The following is a 23,258-nucleotide window of genomic DNA, read 5'->3' on the forward strand; positions in this document are numbered from 1 at the left end:
TCAGCCGACGAGTTTCTTGGCCGCGCGTTCAATCAGCGGAATATCGTCATCAATCTCGCCCACCACGCTCACACCGCCTTCACCGTCGCGCCGCACCATTACGAGTGCGAACTCAGGGCCTTCTGCGGAGAGCTGTTCAAGAGCAAGCTCTTCGAGTTCACGCAGCTTTTCAGCGAGAGCTACACGCACAGCATCTTTCGGATCAACAGGCTTGCCAGCTTCTTCGCGGCGCAGGCGACGTTCGTCCTGAACGACGCCTTTGAGGCCACCTTCAGCTTCAGCGAGGAATTCGTTGAGAGCGCCTTTGGACAGTTCGAGACGATGCGCATGCGAAAGGACCGCCGCGTATTCGGTAACGCGCGTCTTGTCGTATTCGCTGCCAAAGACAAGCTTTACGATCGGCGTCATCGGCGCGCGTTCTTGCACGCTGAGGCCGCTTTCCGCGATCAATTCTTCATAATCTTCAGGTGCTTCCTGCGCTGCCAGCGAGAAGTCATAGGCGCGGCTGACGGCGGCATAAAGCGCCTGACGGCTGCGATCTTCGGTTGCGATTGCAGTTTCAGCCAGTTCGCGTGCTGATGCTAGATGATCGTAAAGGCTGGAGGCCTGAACGGTGTCGCTCTCGCTAGAGGCGGGCGTTTCTACATCCTCGCCTGTTGTGTCAATCGCGTGCAGGATAGGGGACGTGTCCCCGACCTCCTCAGTGCTATCCTCGTCGGCTTCTGCGTCGGTCTCTTCAACCTCAAGCATGTCGCTTAATTCGAGCGGTGCATTTGCGGCAGGTTCTTCCTCGACCTCGTCGGAAAGCTCAAACTCGCCCGAAAGGTCAGCGGGTTCTTCCGTCGCCGCTTCGTCATTGTGCGCTTCAGCATCGAAGGTTTCAGGTGTTTTCATCTCAACGTCGGCGTCAAGATCAATCGCCTTTTTGGTAGGCGTTTCTAGGTAATCGGCTAGCGATGCGAAGTGATAGGCGGCTTCGTCTTCGCCCGATTCAAATTCTTCGTCGTAGTCTTCTTCTTCCTCATCCGGCGCATCGAGTTTGTATTGGCTGAAATCGGGCAGGTCGTATTCATCGTCAATCTGGTGATCAAACGCAGCGTCACAGCCGCCAATATCGAGCAAGCTCGCGGTTTTGCCAGCAGGGTTCTCGGTAGATTGCGAGGTTTCCTCGCTATCGGTTTCAGCAGCGACGTCGAGATCGTCTTCCTGCACCTGCGCCAATTCCAGCTCGAATACATCGGGCTCGTCATCGTTCAGAGTTGGTTCTGCGCTATCATCGTTTTCAGGTGCGAGATCAGACAGTTCGTCAAAATCTCCCAGCGATGATGGTTCCCACGCCGTTACTGGATCGGCGGGATGCTTGGAGGCTTCTTCCTCTTCGACTTCTTCGGCTTCAAGTGCTTGATCAATTTCGAGCAGCAGCTCATCGGCGGTGGCCTGATCGGCCATCTCTTTCCAATTGATGACGCCATATATGAAATCGATGGTCTCATCGTCGCTGGAGTACGGCAGAAGGATGCCGCGATAAAGGATCGCCGCGCCGTCGCGATTGACGAATTCCGCCTCAAACCCGATCGGTGCCTCATTCGCGAGGATCTGCATATAATGATCGGTAATCCGGCTCAAAAGCGAGCGCGCTGGCACGTCCGACAATTTATGGATCGGGCCCGTCGCGCCGCATTCTTCGGCAAGCTTGTCGCCGAGATACTGTACGGCCGGATTTTCAATTCCGACAGAGAAATCAAGCAGAACCGAATTGGGCCCGAAGTCTGTGATGCTGGAAGGATCAAGCTCTTCGATCGAAGGGAAGTTGCGCTCGCCCAGAAGGCCTGCCCAATGATTATAGGCACGCACCTGCATCCGCCGCTCATCCTGGCCAATGCCTGGAGGAGGACCGTCATGCGCAGATTGCGAAGCATTGGTCTCCCACTCTTCGGTATGATCTGTATTTTCGTTGGTACCGAAAGTGCCGCGCACGTCGTCCATGGCCCGATTTCGCCCCTTAATTAGCGTTTCACGGACCGTATTGAAGCGACGTGGTAAACATCCCGTTAAGTCAGGTTTAAAAGTCCGTGATCGCTAATGTGCTGTGCTTAAAGACCTTTTGTCCCCAGCGTATGCGCCAAATAGAAGAGCGAAAACTCAGTCGCTTTCTTAAAGGAAATACCGCATTTTGATTGTCAGCTGCTTGGGCTCTGAACCGAGTTCAAACACCGCATCCTTGAACTTGGGCGGCGCCATGCGAACGGGGGCATCGCGCGAAAAGCCATAGCCTTCCTTGGGCATCATACCGAGCGCGCGATCGGCTTTCCCGTTGTCGTTTTCATCATGCAACAGGGCAATGGCATAATCACCAGGCTTCACATCCTTGAATCGGATTGTGACGGTTTTGCCAGCAGGGACGACCGTGCGGTACGATTCAGGATCCTTGCGGCACTTTGGAAAAATCTTTTCCTTGGTTGTCATGCAAGCGCGCACCACCCCTTTCTCCGAACGCATATCGGTGATCGTGATTTCAACTTCATTCGCAGAAGCTGAGGAGGCAAAACCCGCGCTTGAAAGAAGGCTAGCGGCAAGAACGCCTGCACCCTTCACGATGCGTCGCTGGCCGTTTGCGCGGGATAGGGCGCGGTTATTCGCTTGGACAGGCCGCGATCCGTTCCGCAAACCCGATCCCAAAAACGAAAGTACAGGCCAAAATTGCATCGATAGTCCTCGTGGTGTTTTTCGTGATGGCTGGCCGTTATCAGCCAGTTTCCCAATGGAGAATGAACGATGCGGCGCGGAAAAAGCTCCCAGCCCATATGATTGGTGACGCCCATGACGGTAGCGATGGTCAAAACAACGCCGACCATGGCGATATGGATGGGGACGATGAATACCAGGAGTGGGACAACAATCGCACCGGTTACAGCTTCGATCGGGTGAAAGCTCATCGCGGTCCAGGCGGTTGGCGGGCGACTGTCGTGGTGAACGGCATGAGCGATTTTGAAAAGCCGCTTGTCATGCATTGCCCGGTGCGACCAATAGAACCAGCTATCCTGCACGAACAGATAGATGAATACAGACAGGGGCATATACCAAAGCGGATACGCGGTAGGATCGGTGTAAAGCAGCGTCCAGCCGTGATGGTTCCAGCCCCAGAAAACGATCCCGGCCGGCGTTCCGTAAATGAGCGCCGCGATCATCGACCAGCGGATTTCACGCCCAATCTGACGCCCTTTGCCGTCGTAAAGACCGGGCCGCATCCGCTTTGTCATCCATGCAAAAAGGCCTGAGCTGAGAAAGTAGCGCGCAGCGACAATGGCTGACACCGCAAGGCTGACCAGCAGCAGCGCCAATGGCACGGGGGTGTCAGGGCTAAGCATTACGCCGTGCTATGGCTCAGTTTGACCTTTGGGAACAGGTTTTTTGCAAAGCAGGCGTGTGCGCAGTTTCCGTTAGCTCTCGTTATCGAGAGCGCTGCAATCGGGATCCATCAGCATGGTATGCCGGCGCATCGCAGCGCGGGCCAATCGCTCCACTTGCGCTTTGCGCCGCGCGGGCGCGAGCGGTCCCAGACTTGCGTGACGGATAATCTCGCCATCATACGCATCCGCAACGATCACTCCGCAGGTATCGGGCTGATAAGCCTCGCTTTCGAGCGGACTGCGATCAAGCTCTGGAGGAACGCCCCAGAAAAACCGATCGCAGAAATCCAGATAGTCGGGCCATTTGGCATCGCCCAGCAAATCGCCGCGGGCGACCTTGATCTCCACGATGACGATCAACCCTTTTGCATCGACGCCCATCAGATCCGCGCGCCGACCATTTTTCAGCGGCATTTCCGGCAAACACCAAATGCCATTGCGCGCGAAAAGCCGGGCTATGCCGCGCGACACATCCGCAGACGTGCTCGCCAAAGCTGGCGCGTCAGCACGGGGTGTATCGGGTGATGAGAGAAGCGCAGAAGACATGAGCGATTTTTGGAACAATGCGCGAACATGGTCAAGCGAATTGTACGGAAACGGAGCAAATCCCTGTGAGGAATGCCCTCAATTCTGGTCGTTGCCTTTCACCAGATCGATCACAGATCCGCGCGCTGCGTGAAATTCGCGCCATAGCGCCAATGCCGGTGCATTCGTATCCTGGCCGCGCGCGAGAATTGTGCGGAGCGCCACCATGCCCGGCTGCATCATCGCATCGATATCTTCCAGCGCCTGCCAGGCAAGTTCGCGCTGCCATTCGGTCGCATCCCCCAGCATTGCGGGGATTTCTGCAAGGTCCGTTTCGTATGATTCGGGAGTGAGATGCGCCAGTTCTGCGAGTTGAGCAGCCTGCGTGTGTAGATCCTCCCACCTCTGGGCGAGTGAGCCGGTGGATTTTGCTGCTGTATCGCGCATTGCGCGGGTCTGGTCAGGTGAGAGTAACGACATACCCGATGGATACCTCCCGCAAGCTTGCCGAAGGGTTAAAGCGCGCGTCACGAAACTCACCTTTACATATGCCTTACGATTTGGAGGCGCACGAACGACATGCGAAGTTCCATTATGGAGTGGCAAAGCCGATCAGGTCTTGCTAAGCGACGCGCCCGGTGCTCGAAGGGCGCCGCGCGGCGATGGCGCAAACCGCCAAAAACCGATCCGCACCCGTAGCTCAGCTGGATAGAGCGCTGCCCTCCGAAGGCAGAGGCCAGAGGTTCGAATCCTCTCGGGTGCGCCATTATTTCAATCGCTGAATACAACCTTCCAGTGTTGTCTTGTGGCTCTTTTAGCCAGCCTTTTCGGGTAAGCATCGAGTGTCCCGATCACGGTCAAGGTGGCAGGTTCGCATTCGCACGCAGTTGTATCAGTCTCTGTTGAAGCTATGTTGGCCGGTATGTTCCCGCGATTGCGAATTTTGCCGGCTCTTCCGCTGATCTTGCTGATGGTGCCAACCGGCTCGTATCCCGCGACCGCCCAACCTCGTTCGGATGAACCAAGTGTTCGTGTCATACCGAACAGGGAGCTAAGCTTTGGCACCTTTATGGTGTTCGGCAGCGGCTCGCGCACAATCAGCGCACGGGGCGCTGTTTCGGATCAAGGCGTGGTGGCTCTGGAAGGGGCGAGAACCAGACCCGCTCGATTTACAATTCTTTACGACAAAGGCCGCGGAAAGAATGACGCGATTGATGTCAGCGTCGAAATCGTCATCTCCACGCCCAGTATCGTTCGCGAGAATGGCGTAAGCGCACATCTTTCGGCGTTTCAGACAGATTTGCCCGGCTATGGAAGAGTATCAACCGGGCAAGTGCTCAAACTTCGCATCGACAATTGCCGTTCTCGGCGGTGCTCTCGAAGCTTCAATGTCGGCGGCCAATTGCATGTTACGCGCCAATTTGGCGGAAGCAATATAGTTGTTCCGATCGAACTGGACGCAAGGGTTGTGGCGGTCGATCCCATATGAAGGCCCAAATGCGAAAGCATCAGCGTTCTACTTTTGCGACGATAATCGCGCTTCTTTTTGCGGCTCTCCCTCTTTCCGTGAACGCTCAGAATTCGGATTCCGGCCAAGGCGTGGCGCAAGCCGAGGTGGTAAAGCCATTAAGCGCCATACCCCTTGCCGATCTGTCCTTTGGGTCCATCGCCGTTGGTAGAGATGTGCCCGGAAAAGTGCGCGTCGCCCCTGATGGCGGCCCGGCAGCATACTTCAATTCGGCAAGAGCCCAATGCAGTGGCCAAGTCGATTGCGCGCCTCATCGCGCCAGCTTTGAAGTCGTGGGGGAAGCCAACCGAACGTATCGCGTGTCGCTCCCTCGGTTCGTAACTGCTCGCGGAGCCAACACCGGCGCGCAGCTTGTAGTTGATGAGCTTGAGGTGCGCAGCCTCAACTATCCTGGCGCCGCAGATGGTGGCCGGCTGGATGCGGAGGGCCGCGATCTTTTCTTTGTTGGCGGGACTGTCAGTATTCCGGCGCGGACCGCGACAGACACGTTCCGCGCCCAGCTTCCCATCACCGTTTCCTACAACTGATCAGCAGCCTCAAAGAGGGCTACCTGCAGCGCCTGTAAGCCGCACGTTTCTGCGGCTTATGGTTAATTTCGCGCCTACAGCGCATAAGGAAGATTTTAAGAGGCTAAGGGGTACTACCTAGGTCAACGGGGACGAATCGCTAACGCATTTCACCGTTGGTCCGCGAAATCGGTGCGGGCTCGAATATTAAGAATCTCAGGAGACCAACCTTGAAAAAACTTTTTGCTATCGCTGCTGTTGCAACAGCACTTTCATCGCCTGCCATGGCAGCGCCTGGCGACACCGCAACTGCACAGGGTGCAGCTACGGCTGAAGTCGTTGCTCCGATCACGCTGACACACGTTGCTGCAGCTGCTCTGAACTTCGGCACCTTCACCACCGGTGACAATGGCGGTACCGTCACTGTTGACCAGGCTGGTAACGGCGTTGCTGCAACTGACGTTACGCTGATCGGCGGTTCGGTTGAATCTGCAGACGCATTCACCGTTGCTGGCGATGCAAGCCGCAGCTTCTCGATCACAACCACGGCTGGTTCTGTGTCAAACGGCACCGACACCATGAACTTCACCACTAGCGCACCTGGCACAGGCTCGCTCGACGCTTCTGGCGCAGCTGGCTTCTCTGTGGGCGGTGTTCTGACTGTTGCTGGCGGCGAATCTGCTGGCGTTTACAGCGGCACTTACGACGTAACTGTCTCTTACAACTAAGTTGATCAAATTGGGGCGCGGGGTCCGGTGAATGCCGCACTTCGCGCCCTAATTGTCAGCGTAAGGCCCTTCGTCATGCCTATCAAACCTCTACATTGGTGTGGGATCACGCTTGCCCTGGCAAGTTTGAGCGCCCCAGCCGTTGCAGCACCGGGCGACACCACGCAGGAATCCGGGGTGGCGTCGGCTACTGTGGCGGACCCAATTACCATTCAGCGCGTGTCTGATCTGCGTTTTGGCCGCTTTGCATCGCCTGGGACGGCGAGCACGATCACGGTCAATGTCGACGGTTCGTTCAGCGCGGCAGGCGATGTCGCATCGTCGACGAATATGGCGCAACCTGCCAGTGGCAGAGGCCCTGCTCAATTCACCGTTGAGCAAGCAGGGAACCGGGGCGGGACTGTCTTCATCCCTGGAAACATCACTATCACAAGCGGCGCAAATTCCATGCTGATCAACAGCATAACAGCGCGCTTGGTTGTTATCTCCGGCTTTGGTCGGAACCGTGTTTACCGCTTGGATCTTGGCGGGACACTGCGGGTCAACGCCAATCAGGCGCCCGGATCGTATCTCGGTGACTTTGACGTTACCGTTATTTACAACTGATCCCCAACTTCCCTTACCACAAATTAACCATCGCAACGGTAGAACTACGTAGTTCTTTAACGTTGACCATGGTTTGAAAAATGAAAAAATTCTCGGGGTTTCGCGCTCGCGCATTGACGGCGTCTGCCTGTCTGCTGGCATTTGGCTTTGCCAGCTCTGTGGCGGCCCAAAACCTCTCGCTTGAAGCCGCTCAAGAAGCTCCCGAAGATGAGGCTGAGCTGGTCGCACCTCCAATCCCCGAGGTTGAGGCGGGTGAAGTGCCCGACGGGTCTGTCGGCGGGATGGGAGACATCAACCTTTATCCGCGGCGTATTATCATGGACCGGCGTTCACGTATCGCGTCCGTTGGCATTTACAACAAGACGGCCTTTGACGGCGACTACGAGATTTCGATCACCGATATGGTGATGCTGAATAGCGGTAATGTTGTGCCTTTGGACAATATTCCTGCTGGTGTAGAAGCCGGTGAGGTCAAAGTAGCGAGCCAGATGCTGCGCCACTCGCCGCGCCGCGTTGCTCTGCTGGGAAGTGAAGCGCAGACCGTTCGTATCATGGCAAGGCCTTCGGCAGACTTGCCCGATGGCGAATATCGCGCTCACTTCATGGTCGTTTCCGTGCCCAAGAACCTCGATGAAGGCTTCTCCATTGAAGATGCGGTGAGCGATAATGCCGCTGATACCGGCAATGTCGGCGTCACGATCCGCCCGCGTTTCGGCATCTCCATCCCCGTTATCGTGCGCGTGGGTGATACGACGCTCGACGTGGGGCTGGAGAATATCGGCTTTGTGCAGGGCGAACGCGGCCCGCTTCTTTCGATGACGATTACGCGCAGCGGAACGCGTTCCGCCTATGGCGATGTCGTCGTAACCGCGCCCGGTCAGGACGAGCCTTTGGTGATTGCTCGCGGCATCGGCGTTTATCCCGAGATCGATTCACGCCAGGTGCAATTGGCACTCAACCCGGAATTCGACCTCACCCAGTTGCGAGCAGGCATGCAGCTCACCGCAACATTCGTCGATGACGACGTAAATCCAGGCGAAACTCTTGCTAGGCAAGATTTTGTCGTCCGGTGACCTCGCTTCGCGCTATCGGTGTTCTAGCCGCGATTGCCGCTGTTCCGGCAATTGCGGGCGGATCGTTGCTTCCCTCCTCTGTCGGGCAGCTTGAGCTGGACAGACCGGGAGCGACGGCCGCTCACCCATCGATTTCGCTTTACGAAGACGTTGAAACAACTGCGAAACTTAAAGCATCTGACGTCACGACATCGCAGATCAAAGCAGGTCGGACTGCGCAATTAAGAGAGCAAGAGGGCGACCCGCAATCTGCGAGCGGCACCCCACGCCCCGGGTTCACCGGGCTTTACCGCGCCCCTTACAATTTCAAGGCGATCGCCAGAGCCGCTGCAAAGCGGACAAACCCTAAGATCGCACCACTGCCGCTCATCAAGGAGGCGCCGCAGACGGTTGCTAAGTTGATTTCACCAAAGGAGCCGATGCTCGAGCCTGATACAACCGAATTGGCACAATCGAGACCCGGTCGTAGCGATTCGATTGATAACTCAGAGATCGCAGCTTTGTCCGAAGTGAAGATCGCCAATAGTGACAGTGAAAGCTATTCAGCCCAGGTCACCTTCAACTTCGATCCTCCTGCACTCGCGCCCGCCACACCATTACAGAAACCGACGAAGGTTGTGGCAAAGGCAATTGAGCAGCCTGGAGCGCCGATAGGGCTGTCAGACATCCTGCAAGCGGCGAGACCTCCTGCAAAGATCGTGGAGAAAGTAGCGGCCAAACCGGCGATAGCGCCCGTCGCCGCAAATCGGGAGGCCCAAGGTGCGCCTCCGGTTCAAGCTTTCAGTCTTCTAACCCCACGGGTTCGCGAGAAGTCTCTCGAAAGCTCAAGGCCTGCAACTGGTCCTCCGCTTCCCGCCGATACGGTGGTAGCACTTCAGCCACAGCCATCGCTCGATCTGACGCCGGGGACAAGAACGTTCCCCCTGGACGAAGATGGCCCGATCTTCACCATAGATGACGAGCTGATCCTGCAGCTCAGAGTGAAGGGCATTGATGCCAGCGACACGATCATCGCCTATGGTACGCGCAACGGCATCTACCTGCCGGTGGGTGAGCTTACCCGTATTCTGGACTTAGCCATAAAGGTTAGCGATGATGGCAATTACGCAAGTGGTTGGTTCCTGAGCGAAGATCGCACGGTTACGATCGACTTGAGGCAGCAACTCCTCACAACAAAGGGTGGGGTTCGGCCGCTGATGCCCGCGGAAGGCCAAGCCTTCGAAGGGGAAATGTTCGTTCTCAGCGATGTGCTCGCTGAGATTTTGCCGCTTGAGCTTGATCCTAACCTCAGAACCCAATCGGTTCTGCTCACCACATTGGAGCCCTTTCCTTTCGAGGAGCGGATGCGCCGCGATGCTGAGCGGGCGAAATTGGGGGCACGACAGGCTAGGGGCGAGCAAGAGCGTTGGCCGCGCCAGGAAACGCCTTGGTTGGCTGCATCGGTGCCCATTGGCGATGTCGAGCTTCGCGCGGTCTCGGATTCTGCATTGGGCGAAAGGCTTGAAGGCGACCTTCGTCTTGCGGGCGATCTGGCATTTATGACCGCGCAGGCCTTTTTGACGACCACAACGCGAGATGGCCTTGTCGCTTCGCTGATACAACTGGGTCGCCGTGATCCTGACGCCGATCTGCTGGGTCCGTTAGGTGCGACCGATTTTCAATTCGGCGATGTTGCGACATCATCCATGCCGGTTGGCCTGCGTGGCCGCGCCGGTCGCGGCGGATTCATAACCAATCGACCATTCGAGAGCGCCTCCGCCTTTGAACAGATCGATCTGCGTGGCATTCTGCCAAATGGATATGAGGTAGAACTTTATCGCAACGATATCCTGGTTGGCTCAATCGCCAATGCAGTGAACAGCCAATACGAGTTTCTTGAAGTCCCCGTAGATTATGGCTTGAACGTATTCCGGCTCGTTTTCTACGGGCCCCAAGGGCAAAGACGTGAGGAAGTGCGCAAGATCACTGTTGGTGATGGGCGTCTTGCGGCGGGCGATCTGGAATACGAAGTTGGCGCAATTCAGCGCGGAGTTAACCTACTTGGTGTTGAGGGGCCAAACTTTAATCCAACCGAAGGATTTGGAAACTGGCAGGCTGCAGCTCGCCTTGCCTATGGTCTTAGTCCGGATATTACCGCTGTCTCAAGCCTGTCCTACTTCGAAAACGATGGCGAGAATGACTTCGTCGGCACGGCTGGAATTCGCACTGGGATCGGTGGCCTGGCGCTGCGCGCTGACGGCGCGGTGTCTGACAAGGGCAGCTATGCCGCAGGTGTCGGCACGGCGGGGCGTGCGCTAGGGGGCTCCTTCACACTGTCGCATTTTGAATATGGTGGCGGTTTTGTCGATGAATTGAGGAGCAACACGCGCGATCCGCTCAGACGTGCGACCGAGCTTGATTTCAACACGAATGTGAATTTCGGCGCGAAAACAAAGCATACATCGATCCCCATCGCCGCAAGGCTTCGACATATCGAATTTGCTGATGGCAGAGCCGATACTGATGCCATTTTCCGCGGCTCCTATCGTTTGCCCGGCATGGTCCTATCCAACACACTGGAATATTCGCGCGATGTGGGACTGAACGGTTCCAACTTCTCCCAGCTCATAGGCAATTTCGACCTGGCCACATTTAGGCGATCACGTACGCAGCTTCGTGGATCTGTAGGTTATAGCCTTCTCCAAGGCCCAGAAATCACCAATGTTGCGGGGGAAATCGACTATCAGCTCGATGATCAAACGACAGTGAGCGGTCAAGCCTCGTACTCTTTTAATGGCGGCGGCCTGAATGTCGGTGCGTCAGCAATCCGCGACTTCGACAAGTTTTCGCTCGCGTTTGATGGCAATTACGCCTTTGAGCAAAAGGCCTTCTCGCTCGCTCTTAGACTTGGCTTTAGTTTCGGACGCGATCCATTGCGCCAGCGCTATTTCGTCGCGAAACCGGGGCAGGCATCATCAGGCGCTGCCAGTGTCCGGGCATTTCAGGATATGGATGGCGACCGCCTATTCAGCGAAGGCGACGTACCGCTCAAAGATGTTGATTTTGTCGTGTTCAACGACACGTCGACCACGGATGAAGACGGGATGGCGCGTTTGACCCAGCTGGGCAATGGCAACCGCGCGAGCATTCAGGTCGATCCGTCGACCTTGCCCGATATCTTGATGGCTCCCGTTGAAAGGGGAGTGGAAATCGTCCCTCGTGCAGGCCGATTCCACGTGATGGATTTCCCGATCGTTGCCCTGAGCGAGATTGAGGGAACGGTATCCTTCAAAGACGACGCGAGCGGACGCGGGGTTTCAGGTTTGCGGTTGCAGCTGATCGATGAGCGCGGCGAGATTGGCGGCACAGTGCGCTCCGAGCGCGGCGGCTACTTCTTCTTCGAGCTGATCAAGCCGGGCACCTACACACTCGTGATCGATCCATCGCAGGCAGAAAGGCTGGGCATCTGTATGCTGGGCGACCCGCAGATAACGGTCGAGCCAGTGGGCGGGATCTACTCGCTGGATGCGAACGTCACATCTTGCGGCGAAAGCTAAGGCTGCCGCGAAACTTGCAAGCAATTCTTCTGAAGCAGAATTATTACCGGTTTCGTGGAGGGGCAGCGACGCTTTCTCTGTCGATTAGCGCGAAGCCGTCCTCTCGTGCATCCGTGTTCTTGTTATCGGTCATTGCCGAGGCGGATTTGGTGTTGGCTGTGATCAAACGTTCGCAGGCTTGTGAAAAATGCGCCGCATAGTCTTGGTGCAGCACGGTGAGTGCAGGCTCGCAATGGGAAAGGCCGGGTGCATCGTCGAGCACAAGTAACGATAAGTCATCTGGCACCGAAATTTTCAGGCTTTGTGCCGCGCGCAAGACGGCGCGTGCGGTCTCTTCGGTTTCAGCGATAATGGCGGTTGGCCTGATTGTCGGCGTGAGCCATGCGCGAGTGAGATCGAATGCTTCGTCGAATGCCAGAGGTGCATCAGAGATAAAATGACCATGGGCGCGGCTACCGACTTTGATAAGAGCGCGGCGATAGCCGTCACGTCGCCGGGCCGATCGCACCGGATCATGATGGCCGCTGACAAAGCCCATTTGGCGGTGGCCCAGGGCAAGAAGGTGTTCGGCAGCTGCCTCTGCGAAAAAGCCATCGTCAAGGCCAGGGACAAGTCTTCCAAATTCGCTACGCTGACCAAGGTAATCAGACGCCACACCGCGCTGATCGAGGACGCTGCGAATGCCGGGGTCTTCTTCGAGCGAGGGGCAAAGCACAACGCCATCAGGCTTGAGCGAGGTCAGAGCGCGGGCGATCTGCTCAGAAGGATCGCCAAGCGATTTCTGACCCGATGCATCGACTTCTTCAAAGAGCAAATGATAGCCACGCGGACCGCAAACGCGCAGACCTGCCAGCATCATTTGATCGAGTGGCAATCGTCCATCACTGCGGCCAACCGCGTCTTTTTCAAATATGGCGAGAATCTGATAGCTGCGCGAACCGCCCATCCTGCGGGCGGCCTGATTGGGAACGTAGCCAAGTTCCGCAATGGCCGCTTCGACCTTTTCGCGAACGCTTTGGCGGACGTTTGGCTGAAAGTTGATGACGCGCGAAACGGTTTGGCGCGAAACGCCAGCAGCCTTGGCCACATCTTCGATCGTAATGCTGCCCGATTGCGTCATCGGCACTGTGTCCTCATCGCCCGGCCTATAACCACATGAGGATGGGGAATTGAATAATCGTTAGCGTTAGACCTCGGTTAACACGCGTTTTTCTGTGGATGCGTAGGCCAGTTGCACGCCGGCGCTCGCAATTGGTCAGCCCTCAAATCCATTCTCGAGGAATTCAAGCGCGCATCCGGCGAGCATGGCAGCGCCATGCGGCATCGCCCCTTCATCGACATGCATGCGCGGATTGTGAAGCGAACAGGCGCATCGCCAGTCATCGTTGCCCTCTTTCGCGACGCCGAGGAAGAACATGGCGCCGGGCACTTTTTCAAGGACGTAGGAGAAATCTTCAGCGCCCATAATGGGATCGGCAAGATCGCTCCATCCGGTCCCATCGCCCATGGCGCGCGTCACTTTTTCGCCCAGTTTGACGGCGCGTGGATCGTTGAGCGTCACGGGGTAACCATGATCGATCTCGCACGTGGCCGAAACGCCGTGCCCTGCCGCGATAGCTTCGACGGTTTGGTTGATGAGTTCGTGCGCCTTGGCGCGGTGCTCAGCTGACAATGTCCGAATTGTGCCAGCGATCATCGCATCGTCGGGAATGATGTTGTGCGTTGTTCCCGTGTGGATTTGTGTCACCGTCACCACCACTGCGCTCGTCGCTTTGAAACGGCGTGTTACCATTGTCTGGAGAGCGGAAACGATTGCCGCCGCTGCCGGTATCGGATCGGCGCAATCATGAGGCATAGATGCGTGGCCACCTTTGCCGGTGACGGTGATCGTGAACTGATCCGCTGCTGCCATTAATGGGCCGGGCCTTCCTGCGATCACGGCGTAAGGCGCATTGGGCATGATATGGAGCGCAAAGGCGGCATCGGGCACCGGATCGAGCAAGCCATCATCGATCATATAGCGCGCGCCGTGAAAACCTTCTTCGCCCGGCTGGAACATAAAATCGACAATGCCCTTCAACTCTTTGCGTCGTTCGCACAGTATGCGAGCTGCCCCTGTCAGCATGGCGGTGTGCGTGTCGTGTCCGCAGGCGTGCATGCGGCCCGGTATCGCGGACGCGAAATCGAGCCCCGTTTTCTCATCCATCGGCAGAGCGTCCATATCGCCGCGTAGCAGCACTCGTTTGGCATCTGAGCCTGCCTTGCCTCCGTTTAGTGTTGCGATCGCGCCAGTCGTTGAGGTGCCTTCGCGCCAGGTCAGCGGCAAATCGGCAAGCGCGGCGCGCACTTTCGCCATGGTGAGCGGGCACTGAAGCCCCAATTCCGGCTCCGCGTGAATAGCGCGGCGAAGGGAAGTGATCGCGTCGGAATGATTGCGAGCGGCATCGAGCAGGTTCTTTGTCAGCATGAAACGCAGACTATCGCGCTACGCAGTGTTCTGGAAGACAATATGGTAAACCGCGATAGTGCCAAGAAGCCACAATGAGTGAGCGCAAAACTCAACAACACTCCATTTATCGCCAATTCGCTTGAACTTGCGGTTTCGCGCCCCACTACATGACAAGTTAATGCAATTGTGCCATGGCGCGCCTGCCTTGGTGATTAAGGCAGTCTGTAAAAGGACCGATATGGCCACCTCGATTTACGATTTTTCGCGACTGCCGGGATGGCAAGCGAACGGTCGTAATTCGGCCGAGAAGGAGCGCGTATCGGCCTCACCCGCCCAGCAAAGCGGGGGCGCGCCGCGCGTTGGAGTGATCCACAATCCGCGCAGCCATCACAACAAATTGGCCGCTGCATCCGAAGCAGAACTCAGCCGCGATCTGGGTCCCAATATCTTCATTGCAGAGCCAGGCGATCGGTCTGCTCTACCCCGTGCACTGGCCACATTCGCCGAGCAGGACATCGATCTTCTCGCGATTGATGGCGGTGACGGGACCGTTCGCGACGTGTTGACATGCGGTCACAGCATTTTTGGGAATGATTGGCCGGCTCTTGCGGTTCTGCCGCGCGGCAAGACCAATGCGTTGGCGCACGATCTTTCTATTGATGGCGATTGGGACCTCGACACGGCAATCCGCGCCTACAAGGCAGGCTCGCTGATTGAACGCAGGCCGCTCGCCCTGTCCAATGCCAAGGCTGACGCTCAACAAGGCGGGTTTCCTGTTTTTGGCTTCATTCTTGGAGCTGGGGCATTCACCAAGGCGACGCAAGCGGGGCAATCTGCGCACCGTTTGGGAGCGTTCAATTCGCTAGCCGTTTCCACCACCGCGCTGTGGGCTCTCGTCCAGTCGGTAACGGCAAGCCGGGCAAATGAATGGCGCCGCGGTGCGGCCATGCAGATTGGGATTGGTCCGCATTACGCTCCCCTTGAGCACAGCGGCCATGGGGAGCAGACACATCGCCAATTGCTGTTTGTGTCCAGCCTCGAAAAACTGCCCGCTGGGATCAATGCGTTCGGGGCTGTGCAGACCGCTGGTCCAACGCAGTTCAAAGTGGTGGCCGTTGATCAGATTTCGCGCCGCACCACTGCCCTTATCCCGGCCATTCTAGCAGGATGGATAACCAAGGGTTTGCGAAAGCGCGGGGTGCATCAGTTTGCCGCGTCCAGCCTATTGCTCGCCTTGGATGAACCGTTCATCCTTGACGGAGAAGCCTTTCCAGGCGGCGAATATCTGCTGGAAACGGGTCCTCAATTGCGGTTCGTTGTACCTTGAGGGCCTGAACCCAAGCCTCTTTTTCTTATGGTAGAAAATGCTTCCCTTTTGACCCGGATTACGCGGCAACTGGCCGCGCCTGCGCGCGAGGAAGTCACCAAATTTGCGCAAGATTTGGCGCGCGAACGCGGTGCAGCGGCGGTGCTTTTCTACGGGTCGAACCTGCGCACTGGTGAACTCGACGGTGTGCTCGATTTCTACCTGCTGTTTGACCAAGGCGATGATCCGCGCATCTGGCCGCGCGTGAGCTATCATGAGCGCGAGCAGGACGGTGTACACCTTCGTGCCAAGGTTGCGGAGATGGCGCTCGAAACGTTTGCCAATGCGGCCAAAGGGGATCTGTTTGACACTACGATTTGGGCGCGCTTTGTACAGCCCAGCGCGCTTATCTGGGCGCGGGATGAGGCTGCGCGTTCCAGTGTAATTGAGGGGATCGAAGCTGCTTCGATTACTGCGGCGCGGCTTGCTGTGGCTCTTGGCCCGCCATCGGGGGAAGAGGCGGCTTATTGGCGTGCGCTTTTCCAAGCGACGTACAAAGCCGAATTGCGCGTAGAAAAACCGGGGCGTGAAGAGGATATCCTCTCAAAAAACGCGGCGCACTTCGATGGCCTTCTGCCTGACGCCTTGAAAGCCGCTGAGATTGAATTTGATACGGAGGGTGGGCGCATCACACCGCGCCTCGACCCCGCCAAGCGGCGCGAGATCATCGCATGGTGGAAGCGGCGGCAGCGGCTCGGAAAACCGCTCAATCTCCTCCGTCTGGCAAAAGCCACCACCACGTTTGAAGGCGCAGCGCGTTATGCTGCGTGGAAGATCAAACGGCATACGGGGCGCGAGATGAAAGTCGGCCCCTTGTCAGAACGCTTTCCTTTGCTCGCAGCCCCCAGCGCGGCGCGAGCATTGTGGCTGCATCATCGCAGCCGGTCAGACTGAAATTCAGCCCAGATAGAGCATATTGATCGTCATCCGCGAAACGCCGCTGCCAACGCTAAAGCGAGTTTTATCGACGCTGGGTTTGCCCAGATTGAAGATATTGATCGATGGATTGTTCGACATGGCACCGCCATCCGTGCGGATATCTGTCTTGCTGTTGCCGTTCACATCGTGCCGCGCGGCAAAGGCGTAATTGCCTTCCTTGGGCACAGGCATGCAAATCGTCATCGTGCCCTTCTTTGCTGGCACTTCGATGCGATTGAGCCAGCGGCCCTTTTCCAGCCAATCTGATTTGGTGGCCTGATAGCTTTGCAGTCTGATCTTGCCCGAAGAGCTTTTGATCCCCTGAATGGTGACGCGCACCGCTGGACCGTTACCCGGCGCGCAGCTGCGCAGATTGTTGCTGATCTTCTTGCCATATTCGACCTCAGCGCTGGCCGGTGTGGCAAGCGCGAGGGGAGTAAGCGTGAACGTAGCAAGGCCCGCAAAAGTGCAAGCGCCCAAGCGGGCAGCAAAAGACATCATCACTCAAATTCCGTCAGTTAAATTCCCGAAGATTCACGACGCATTGCGCGCCGGGCCCTTCCCAATATGCGCTCGCTATAGCGCAAGCATCAGTGAATTAACGCTGAATTATATGTGAGAGCTTGTTAACAGACCCGGATAAGGGCTTTTCCGTAGGGTGCGTCGTGGAAAACCTACGAAAATCCGCCTGCTTACGCTTGTGAGGCGAATCGGTGGTCCGGTATGACGCAGAGGCGCACGAAAGGGCGCTTTCGCCATGCCATCCCAACCGCTGATCTCTCCCTCTATCCTCTCCGCCGATTTCGCACGTCTCGGCGAAGAAGTGCGCGCGATTGACGAAGCTGGCGCGGATTGGGTGCATATCGATGTGATGGATGGGCATTTTGTGCCCAATCTCACCATCGGCCCTGATGTGGTGAAGGCCCTGCGTCCGCACAGCGAAAAGCCATTTGATGTGCATCTCATGATTTCGCCGGTGGATCCGTACCTGGCGGCCTTTGCTGATGCGGGGGCGGATATCATCACCGTTCATCCCGAAGCTGGGCCGCATGTCCATCGCACGGTGCAGGCGATCAAAGGGTTGGGCTGCAAGGCGGGTGTGGTTTTGAACCCGGGGACGCCGGTATCCGCGCTCGATAATCTGATGGATATGGCGGATCTCATCCTCGTGATGAGCGTCAATCCTGGCTTTGGCGGGCAAAGCTTTATTCCATCGCAGCTGGAAAAGATCGCCGCGATCCGCGCGATGATTGATCGAACTGGTCGCGACATTCATCTCGAGGTGGATGGCGGGGTGAACGCTGAAACCGCGAGGGATTGCGTGGCTGCGGGGGCAGATGTGCTGGTTGCGGGGTCGGCAACATTCAAAGGTGGGCCAGAGCATTACGCGGCGAATATCGCTGCGTTGAAGGGGAATGTATGACGCAAGAGCTGTTCCGCGAAAGAGAAGAGGCGACAACAGCGAGAGTTGACAGTGGTGAAAGCGCCGATGCCGATGGCCGCGCCCTGCCACTGAGCGAGGGCGATGATCCGCACGTTCTTTTTGATGATGCGGCCGCTGACAGCGCCGATGATGCAATTGAGCCATCACGCGCGCTTGCGCTCACCGACATTGCGCCACCTCGGGCAAATCCGGGCGAAGCGCTGATCCGGCTTGCCTATCGCATGGGCGTACCGCGCCATGTTTTATCCGCGCCCTTTCGACGAGCTGCTCCGATCCGCCTTATGGCGACCGTATCGACTCCCAACACGGGCAATCGCGCATCGGGCGTGGCATTGCGGGCCGGGCACTTCCTCGTCCACTCGGTAAAAGCGCCGATTGGCCAAGTCGATTTTTCGGGCGTCACGCGCCAAAGCCCGGGTGTTGAGCGCTGTATCCATTCGTTCAGCTGGCTTGCCGATCTTGCCGCCAGCGCGCCGCGCGCGGATTGCGTTGGCGTGGCCGAGCGTATCACTGGGCTCTGGCTTGATGCCAATTCGCAGGTTGGCAAGGGGCAGGCTTGGGAAGTTGAAAAGACAGGGTTGAGGCTGATGGCCTGGCTCGTCCATGCGCCCATCATCCTAGGCGGAGGCAATGATCAGCTGCGGCGCCGGCTTCTCTCTGCGATCGAAGAAACAGCCAACTGGCTCGACCGAAAATCATCTCGCGCGAGTACCGGCTTTGGTGAAGTCGCGGGCTGGGCGGCTGTGACAGCGGCAGGTCTGCTGCTCCCCGATGGCAAACCGCGCAAGCTCTTTGGGGAAGCGGGTCTGATCCGCGCTCTTGGTGATTTGATTTGCGAAGATGGCGGGGTTCTGTCTCGCTGTCCTTCGGTGCAAATGGACACCGTCACTCTGCTCACTGATCTTATCGCCTGCTATGAAGCGGTCGATGAAGAAGTGCCGAACGCGCTTACGGTTATGCGCGAACTGCTGATCCCGCCGCTGCTTGCGCTTCGTCATGGAGATGGCGGCCTCGGTTCTTGGCAGGGGCATCACGCTATCGGCGCAGACCAGGTTTCGCAGGTTATCGCAGCAAGCGGCGTACGCACGCGGCCATTGGCTGAAGCTGAGCATTGGGGCTTCCAGCGCATGCGCGGCGGGGACACTCTGGTTCAGTTCGATGCCGCTCCACCGCCGCGCGCTCGCTTTGCTCGGGTCGGCTGCGCATCGACGCTTGCGTTTGAAATGTCGGACGGTCGAAGCCGCGTCATTGTCAACTGTGGAGGATCAGCGCTTGCCGGCGGGCAAGTGCCCGCGCGCATCGGGCAAGGTCTACGCGCCAGCGCTGCACATTCCACCCTGGTGCTCGACAACGCCAATTCCACCGCCGTCCTGCTCCATGGCAAAATGGGCAAGGGTGTTGAGGCGGTGGATGTCGAGCACCGAAACCTTTCGGGAAGCGACCGCGATGCTACGAGGGTGTCGGGCGCGCATGATGGCTATGCTGCGCGCTTTGGCCTTTCGCACCGGCGCATCCTTTCGCTGCGCGCCGATGGGACTGAGCTCGCTGGCGAAGACATCCTGATCCCCGCATCGCGCAAGGGCAAGAATGGCAAGGTCGCATTTGCCATCCGCTTCCACCTTGGTGCCGGCATTGAAGTGCACATGTCCGAAGACGGCCGCGGGGCAAGCCTGCTGCTGCCTGACGGGAAGCTGTGGCATTTCCGTTTGCGCGGCGATCAGGCTGGCGTGGGCGATGTGCAATTGTCTTGCGAGGATAGCCTTTGGGTTGATAGCGCAGGTCGTCCGGTGGGAACCGAACAATTGGTGCTTGAAGGGCTGACATCGCGCGGCGGCGGGCAATTCTCCTGGCTGCTCAAGAAAATGGGATAAAAAATACGTGAGCGAGATTGTGATCAGGCGGGCGCTGCTTTCAGTGTCCGACAAGAGCGGTTTGGCAGAGCTGGGCGCGGCCCTTGCGGCGCGCGGTGTGGAATTGATCAGCACTGGCGGTACAGCGCGCACCCTGCGCGAGGCGGGACTGGAAGTGCGCGATGTGTCCGATCTCACCGGATTTCCAGAAATGATGGATGGCAGGGTAAAGACTCTCCATCCCAAGGTTCACGGCGGCCTCCTCGCGCTTCGCGACAACGAAGAGCACGTCGCGGCAATGAAAGAGCACGATATCGGCGCGATCGATCTGGTTGTCGTCAACCTATACCCATTCGAAGCGACAGTGGCGAAAGGCGCTGCGCGCGAAGAGATCATCGAGAATATCGATATTGGCGGGCCGAGCATGGTGCGTTCGGCCGCCAAAAATCACGGTGCGGTGACAATTCTGACCGATCCATCAGATTACGACGCGCTTACTCAGGAACTTGAAGCCAATGATGGCGGCACTTCGGAGGCCTTTCGCATTCGCATGGCGGGCAAAGCCTACGCTCGCACGGCCGCCTATGATGCAGCGATTGCGAACTGGTTTGCCTATGGCGATGCCTTCACCCATCCACTGGGGACAGAGGCATTGGGCGCCACACCGTTTACGGAGACGATGCCGCTTGCATTCAAGCGCTCGGATGAGCTTCGCTATGGCGAAAACCCGCACCAGTCAGCGGCCATTTACGTGCCACAAGTAACGGGTGCGAATGGCGTCCCGCAGGCTGACCAATTGCAGGGTAAAGCGCTCAGCTACAACAATCTCAACGATGCGGATGCCGCGCTTGAACTGGCAGCGGAATTCGCAGGGCAAGATCCGTCGGTTGTGATCGTCAAGCACGCGAACCCGTGCGGCGTTGCGCAAAGCGGCAGCCTGCTCGATGCGTGGACCGACGCGCTGCAATGCGACAGTGTTTCCGCCTTTGGCGGGATTGTAGCGGTGAACACCGAGCTTGATGGGGCGACCGCGCAAGCCATTGCGGAAATCTTCACCGAAGTCGTGATCGCGCCCAAGGTAAGCGAGGAAGCGCGAGCCATCTTCGCCAAGAAGAAAAACCTGCGATTGCTTGAATGCGGCGCTTTGCCCGATCCCCGCCGCGGCGGCTTTGCCATGAAGACGATCGCGGGCGGAATGCTCATTCAGGGACGCGATAACGGCGCGGTTTCAGCTGATGATCTGAAAGTCGTGACCAAGCGCGAGCCGACAGAGCAAGAACTCAAAGACTGCCTGTTCGCCTGGACTGTCGCGCGGCACGTCAAATCAAACGCAATCGTCTATGCGAAAGACGGCGCGACAGCGGGGATTGGCGCTGGCCAGATGAACCGGCGCGATTCGGTGCGCATTGCCGCGATCAAAGCGGCGGAGGCAGCTGAAGCTTACGAATGGTCTGAGCCGCGCACAAAAGGCAGCGCTGTTGCCTCTGACGCATTCTTCCCCTTCGCCGACGGCTTGCTCGCAGCGGCAGAAGCGGGTGCCACGGCTGTCATCCAACCGGGCGGATCAATTCGTGATGATGAAGTGATCGAAGCGGCTGACAATGCAGGCCTTGCCATGGTCTTCACAGGGATGCGCCACTTCCGCCATTGAGGCTGTTGCCACGTTCCAGAACGCCCTGAAACTTTTTTCGGGCGCCTTGCGTAACTTTTCACAGATACGAAACGAAATGCTTCATGACCGACGCATTCAGTCTCGCGAAAGCAGGACGGGTGCAACGGCCTGTTAAGCATATTTGGACATAAGACGACTTCGAACAGACCGAGCTGAACCATGCAACTTTTCGCCCCCGATCTATACCGCCTTATTGGACTTGGCTTTATTGCCGGCACATTGATTGTTGCTGCAGCCAATGCGGATGCGTGGGCTGATGAATTTGCGCCGCCAGCATCGGCAGCCGAGCCTTTGCAAGCGCCTCAGCCATCGGATGAGTTTCTGATCGTCGACGTCCCGACGGAGACATAAATGCGCAAATCTGCGATGGCTCTTGCAGCCCTGTCGCTCGCAGTCACTGGCTGCGCCTCACCCGCCTTTGCTGCCGAAGAAGTTTTCGACGCGCCCGCTGCCAAGCGGATCGCCAAAGAAGGCACGGGCCTTAAGACCGCCATCTTTGCCGGCGGTTGTTTCTGGGGTGTCGAAGGTGTGTTCAGCCACGTCAAAGGCGTGAAATCCGCTGTTGCTGGATACCATGGCGGCGCTGCCGGCAATGCAAGCTATTCCAAAATCATCACCGGCACGACCAATCACGCCGAAGCGGTGAAGATCACGTATGATCCGTACGTCGTTCGCTATGATGAGCTGCTGCGCATTTTCTTTTCGGTTGTTGCCGACCCCACTTTGAAAAACCGCCAGGGCCCTGATGTGGGCGCGCATTATCGCTCAGCTTTGGTGCCGCTCAATGCCGAGCAAAAGGCAGTTGCAACAGCGTATCTCAAGCAAATGGGCCAATCGGGTGTCTGGAATAAGCCGATCGTCACCAAGATTGAGGCGCACCGCAAATTCTACCCGGCGGAAACCTATCATCAGGATTTCATGGCAAAGAACCCGCGCCACGGATACATCATGCGCTGGGACAAGCCCAAAGTGAGCGCTCTTAAGGCGAAATTCCCCCGCGATTACCGTTCTAGTTTCCTTCGCGACGGGGCCTGATCGCTTTGCAATACTGCAAGCGCTGACAATCGGCAGCGTTATCGCTATATCAGCGACATGACATCGCAAACCGCATCGAACGATGATGCCCACGGGCATTCGCACCAAGACCTCTCCGGCGCTGACCTGATTGCCGAGGCGAGCCGCGTTCTCACCGCACAAGGTGAGAAGTGGACGAGCATGCGCGAAGCGGTGTTCAGCGAGCTGGCGCAGTGCAAGCGGCCAACGTCGGCCTACGATATTGCCGACAACCTCTCGCAAAAGCGCGGCAAGCGCGTCGCGCCGAACAGCATTTACCGAATTCTGGATGTGTTCGTGACGAACAATCTTGCAGCTCGCGTCGAAAGCTCGAATGCTTTCCTCGTCAACACGCATCCAGGCTGCGAGCACGATTGCATTTTCCTCGTCTGTGATGAATGTGGAGAAACGACTCACCTCGACGATGAAGATGTCAGCCGAACTTTGCGAAATCTCGCAAAAGCCCGCTCTTTCAAGGCGGAGCGCCCGGTGCTCGAAGTGCGAGGTCTGTGCCAGAGCTGCGCCTGAGAGGTCTGACGCTACGGCTTCTGGGCTGTATGTCCAGTCATCCCAACACAGACAGTGTCAATCGAA

Annotated in this window: 22 protein-coding genes and 1 tRNA gene; 15 read left to right on the plus strand and 8 right to left on the minus strand. The window is 57.5% G+C overall.

What is annotated here, in order from left to right; all coding sequences use genetic code 11:
- The 5 genes from AUC45_RS16170 to AUC45_RS09540 all read right to left on the minus strand — a co-directional run bounded on the left by AUC45_RS16170 (position 1) and on the right by AUC45_RS09540 (position 4,415).
- The gene (locus tag AUC45_RS16170; RefSeq protein ID WP_067601573.1) at positions 1-1,986 is read right to left on the minus strand and encodes a hypothetical protein; all 1,986 of its coding nucleotides are present in this window, start codon (positions 1,984-1,986) and stop codon (positions 1-3) included.
- A 168-nt stretch (positions 1,987-2,154) separates the two neighbouring features.
- A complete protein-coding gene (locus AUC45_RS15995; protein WP_255356319.1) occupies positions 2,155-2,514 on the minus strand; it encodes a DUF2141 domain-containing protein in 360 nt (119 codons plus the stop codon).
- 77 nt (positions 2,515-2,591) lie between these two features.
- Positions 2,592-3,368, minus strand: coding sequence for a sterol desaturase family protein (locus AUC45_RS09530; protein WP_067601576.1), 777 nt, complete (start codon positions 3,366-3,368; stop codon positions 2,592-2,594).
- A gap of 72 nt (positions 3,369-3,440) precedes the next feature.
- Positions 3,441-3,956 (minus strand): MmcB family DNA repair protein, encoded by a 516-nt coding sequence (locus AUC45_RS09535; RefSeq protein ID WP_067601579.1) that lies wholly within the window; start codon positions 3,954-3,956, stop codon positions 3,441-3,443.
- A gap of 78 nt (positions 3,957-4,034) precedes the next feature.
- Positions 4,035-4,415 carry a hypothetical protein gene (locus AUC45_RS09540; RefSeq protein ID WP_156423807.1) on the minus strand — a complete coding sequence of 127 codons (381 nt, stop codon included), beginning with the start codon at positions 4,413-4,415 and terminating at the stop codon, positions 4,035-4,037.
- 209 nt (positions 4,416-4,624) lie between these two features.
- Between AUC45_RS09540 and AUC45_RS09545 the strand changes: the two genes are divergently transcribed.
- The 7 genes from AUC45_RS09545 to AUC45_RS09575 all read left to right on the plus strand — a co-directional run bounded on the left by AUC45_RS09545 (position 4,625) and on the right by AUC45_RS09575 (position 11,912).
- Positions 4,625-4,701, plus strand: a tRNA-Arg gene (locus AUC45_RS09545).
- A 177-nt stretch (positions 4,702-4,878) separates the two neighbouring features.
- Positions 4,879-5,424, plus strand: a complete 546-nt coding sequence (locus AUC45_RS09550) for a DUF4402 domain-containing protein (protein ID WP_197409538.1) — start codon at positions 4,879-4,881, stop codon at positions 5,422-5,424.
- A gap of 8 nt (positions 5,425-5,432) precedes the next feature.
- Complete coding sequence (locus AUC45_RS09555) at positions 5,433-5,990, plus strand: DUF4402 domain-containing protein (protein WP_197409539.1); 558 nt, start codon at positions 5,433-5,435, stop codon at positions 5,988-5,990.
- Between the two features lie 209 nt (positions 5,991-6,199).
- The gene (locus tag AUC45_RS09560; protein ID WP_156423808.1) at positions 6,200-6,697 is read left to right on the plus strand and encodes a DUF4402 domain-containing protein; all 498 of its coding nucleotides are present in this window, start codon (positions 6,200-6,202) and stop codon (positions 6,695-6,697) included.
- A 75-nt stretch (positions 6,698-6,772) separates the two neighbouring features.
- Entirely contained in the window at positions 6,773-7,303 is a 531-nt protein-coding gene (locus AUC45_RS09565; RefSeq protein ID WP_067601593.1) for a DUF4402 domain-containing protein, read from the plus strand.
- Between the two features lie 80 nt (positions 7,304-7,383).
- A complete protein-coding gene (locus AUC45_RS09570) occupies positions 7,384-8,376 on the plus strand; it encodes a hypothetical protein (RefSeq protein ID WP_067601595.1) in 993 nt (330 codons plus the stop codon).
- Positions 8,373-11,912 carry a carboxypeptidase-like regulatory domain-containing protein gene (locus AUC45_RS09575; protein WP_067601598.1) on the plus strand — a complete coding sequence of 1,180 codons (3,540 nt, stop codon included), beginning with the start codon at positions 8,373-8,375 and terminating at the stop codon, positions 11,910-11,912. The genes AUC45_RS09570 and AUC45_RS09575 overlap by 4 nt, the downstream gene beginning before the upstream one ends.
- A 43-nt stretch (positions 11,913-11,955) precedes the next feature.
- Here the strand turns inward: AUC45_RS09575 and AUC45_RS09580 are convergent, their stop codons facing one another.
- Both AUC45_RS09580 and AUC45_RS09585 read right to left on the minus strand, forming a co-directional pair.
- The gene (locus AUC45_RS09580; RefSeq protein WP_067601601.1) at positions 11,956-13,032 is read right to left on the minus strand and encodes a LacI family DNA-binding transcriptional regulator; all 1,077 of its coding nucleotides are present in this window, start codon (positions 13,030-13,032) and stop codon (positions 11,956-11,958) included.
- Positions 13,033-13,167: 135 nt separating this feature from the next.
- Positions 13,168-14,379, minus strand: coding sequence for a M20 family metallopeptidase (locus AUC45_RS09585; protein WP_067601604.1), 1,212 nt, complete (start codon positions 14,377-14,379; stop codon positions 13,168-13,170).
- A 220-nt stretch (positions 14,380-14,599) separates the two neighbouring features.
- Between AUC45_RS09585 and AUC45_RS09590 the strand changes: the two genes are divergently transcribed.
- Entirely contained in the window at positions 14,600-15,688 is a 1,089-nt protein-coding gene (locus AUC45_RS09590) for a diacylglycerol kinase family protein (protein WP_067603751.1), read from the plus strand.
- A 27-nt stretch (positions 15,689-15,715) separates the two neighbouring features.
- Positions 15,716-16,621, plus strand: coding sequence for a hypothetical protein (locus AUC45_RS09595; RefSeq protein WP_067601614.1), 906 nt, complete (start codon positions 15,716-15,718; stop codon positions 16,619-16,621).
- Between the two features lie 3 nt (positions 16,622-16,624).
- Here AUC45_RS09595 and AUC45_RS09600 read toward each other — a convergent pair whose 3' ends face one another.
- Complete coding sequence (locus tag AUC45_RS09600; protein WP_233998652.1) at positions 16,625-17,146, minus strand: DUF2141 domain-containing protein; 522 nt, start codon at positions 17,144-17,146, stop codon at positions 16,625-16,627.
- A gap of 256 nt (positions 17,147-17,402) precedes the next feature.
- On the opposite strand from AUC45_RS09600, the gene rpe reads away from it, so the two are divergent.
- The 6 genes from rpe to AUC45_RS09630 all read left to right on the plus strand — a co-directional run bounded on the left by rpe (position 17,403) and on the right by AUC45_RS09630 (position 23,192).
- Positions 17,403-18,068: a ribulose-phosphate 3-epimerase gene (gene rpe, locus AUC45_RS09605; RefSeq protein WP_067601615.1), complete on the plus strand. Its 666-nt coding sequence runs from the start codon at positions 17,403-17,405 to the stop codon at positions 18,066-18,068.
- Positions 18,065-19,960: a heparinase II/III family protein gene (locus AUC45_RS09610; RefSeq protein ID WP_082701072.1), complete on the plus strand. Its 1,896-nt coding sequence runs from the start codon at positions 18,065-18,067 to the stop codon at positions 19,958-19,960. Before rpe ends, AUC45_RS09610 begins: the two co-directional genes overlap by 4 nt.
- 7 nt (positions 19,961-19,967) lie before the next feature.
- Positions 19,968-21,590 carry a bifunctional phosphoribosylaminoimidazolecarboxamide formyltransferase/IMP cyclohydrolase gene (purH, locus tag AUC45_RS09615; protein ID WP_067601616.1) on the plus strand — a complete coding sequence of 541 codons (1,623 nt, stop codon included), beginning with the start codon at positions 19,968-19,970 and terminating at the stop codon, positions 21,588-21,590.
- 180 nt (positions 21,591-21,770) lie between these two features.
- The gene (locus AUC45_RS09620) at positions 21,771-21,962 is read left to right on the plus strand and encodes a hypothetical protein (RefSeq protein WP_067601619.1); all 192 of its coding nucleotides are present in this window, start codon (positions 21,771-21,773) and stop codon (positions 21,960-21,962) included.
- Positions 21,963-22,646, plus strand: a complete 684-nt coding sequence (gene msrA / locus AUC45_RS09625; protein WP_067601622.1) for a peptide-methionine (S)-S-oxide reductase MsrA — start codon at positions 21,963-21,965, stop codon at positions 22,644-22,646.
- A 57-nt stretch (positions 22,647-22,703) separates the two neighbouring features.
- Positions 22,704-23,192 (plus strand): Fur family transcriptional regulator, encoded by a 489-nt coding sequence (locus AUC45_RS09630; protein WP_067601631.1) that lies wholly within the window; start codon positions 22,704-22,706, stop codon positions 23,190-23,192.
- Positions 23,193-23,258 lie beyond the last annotated feature (66 nt).

Origin of the sequence: Erythrobacter sp. YT30 (assembly GCF_001542875.1) — a bacterium.
GTDB lineage: Bacteria > Pseudomonadota > Alphaproteobacteria > Sphingomonadales > Sphingomonadaceae > Erythrobacter.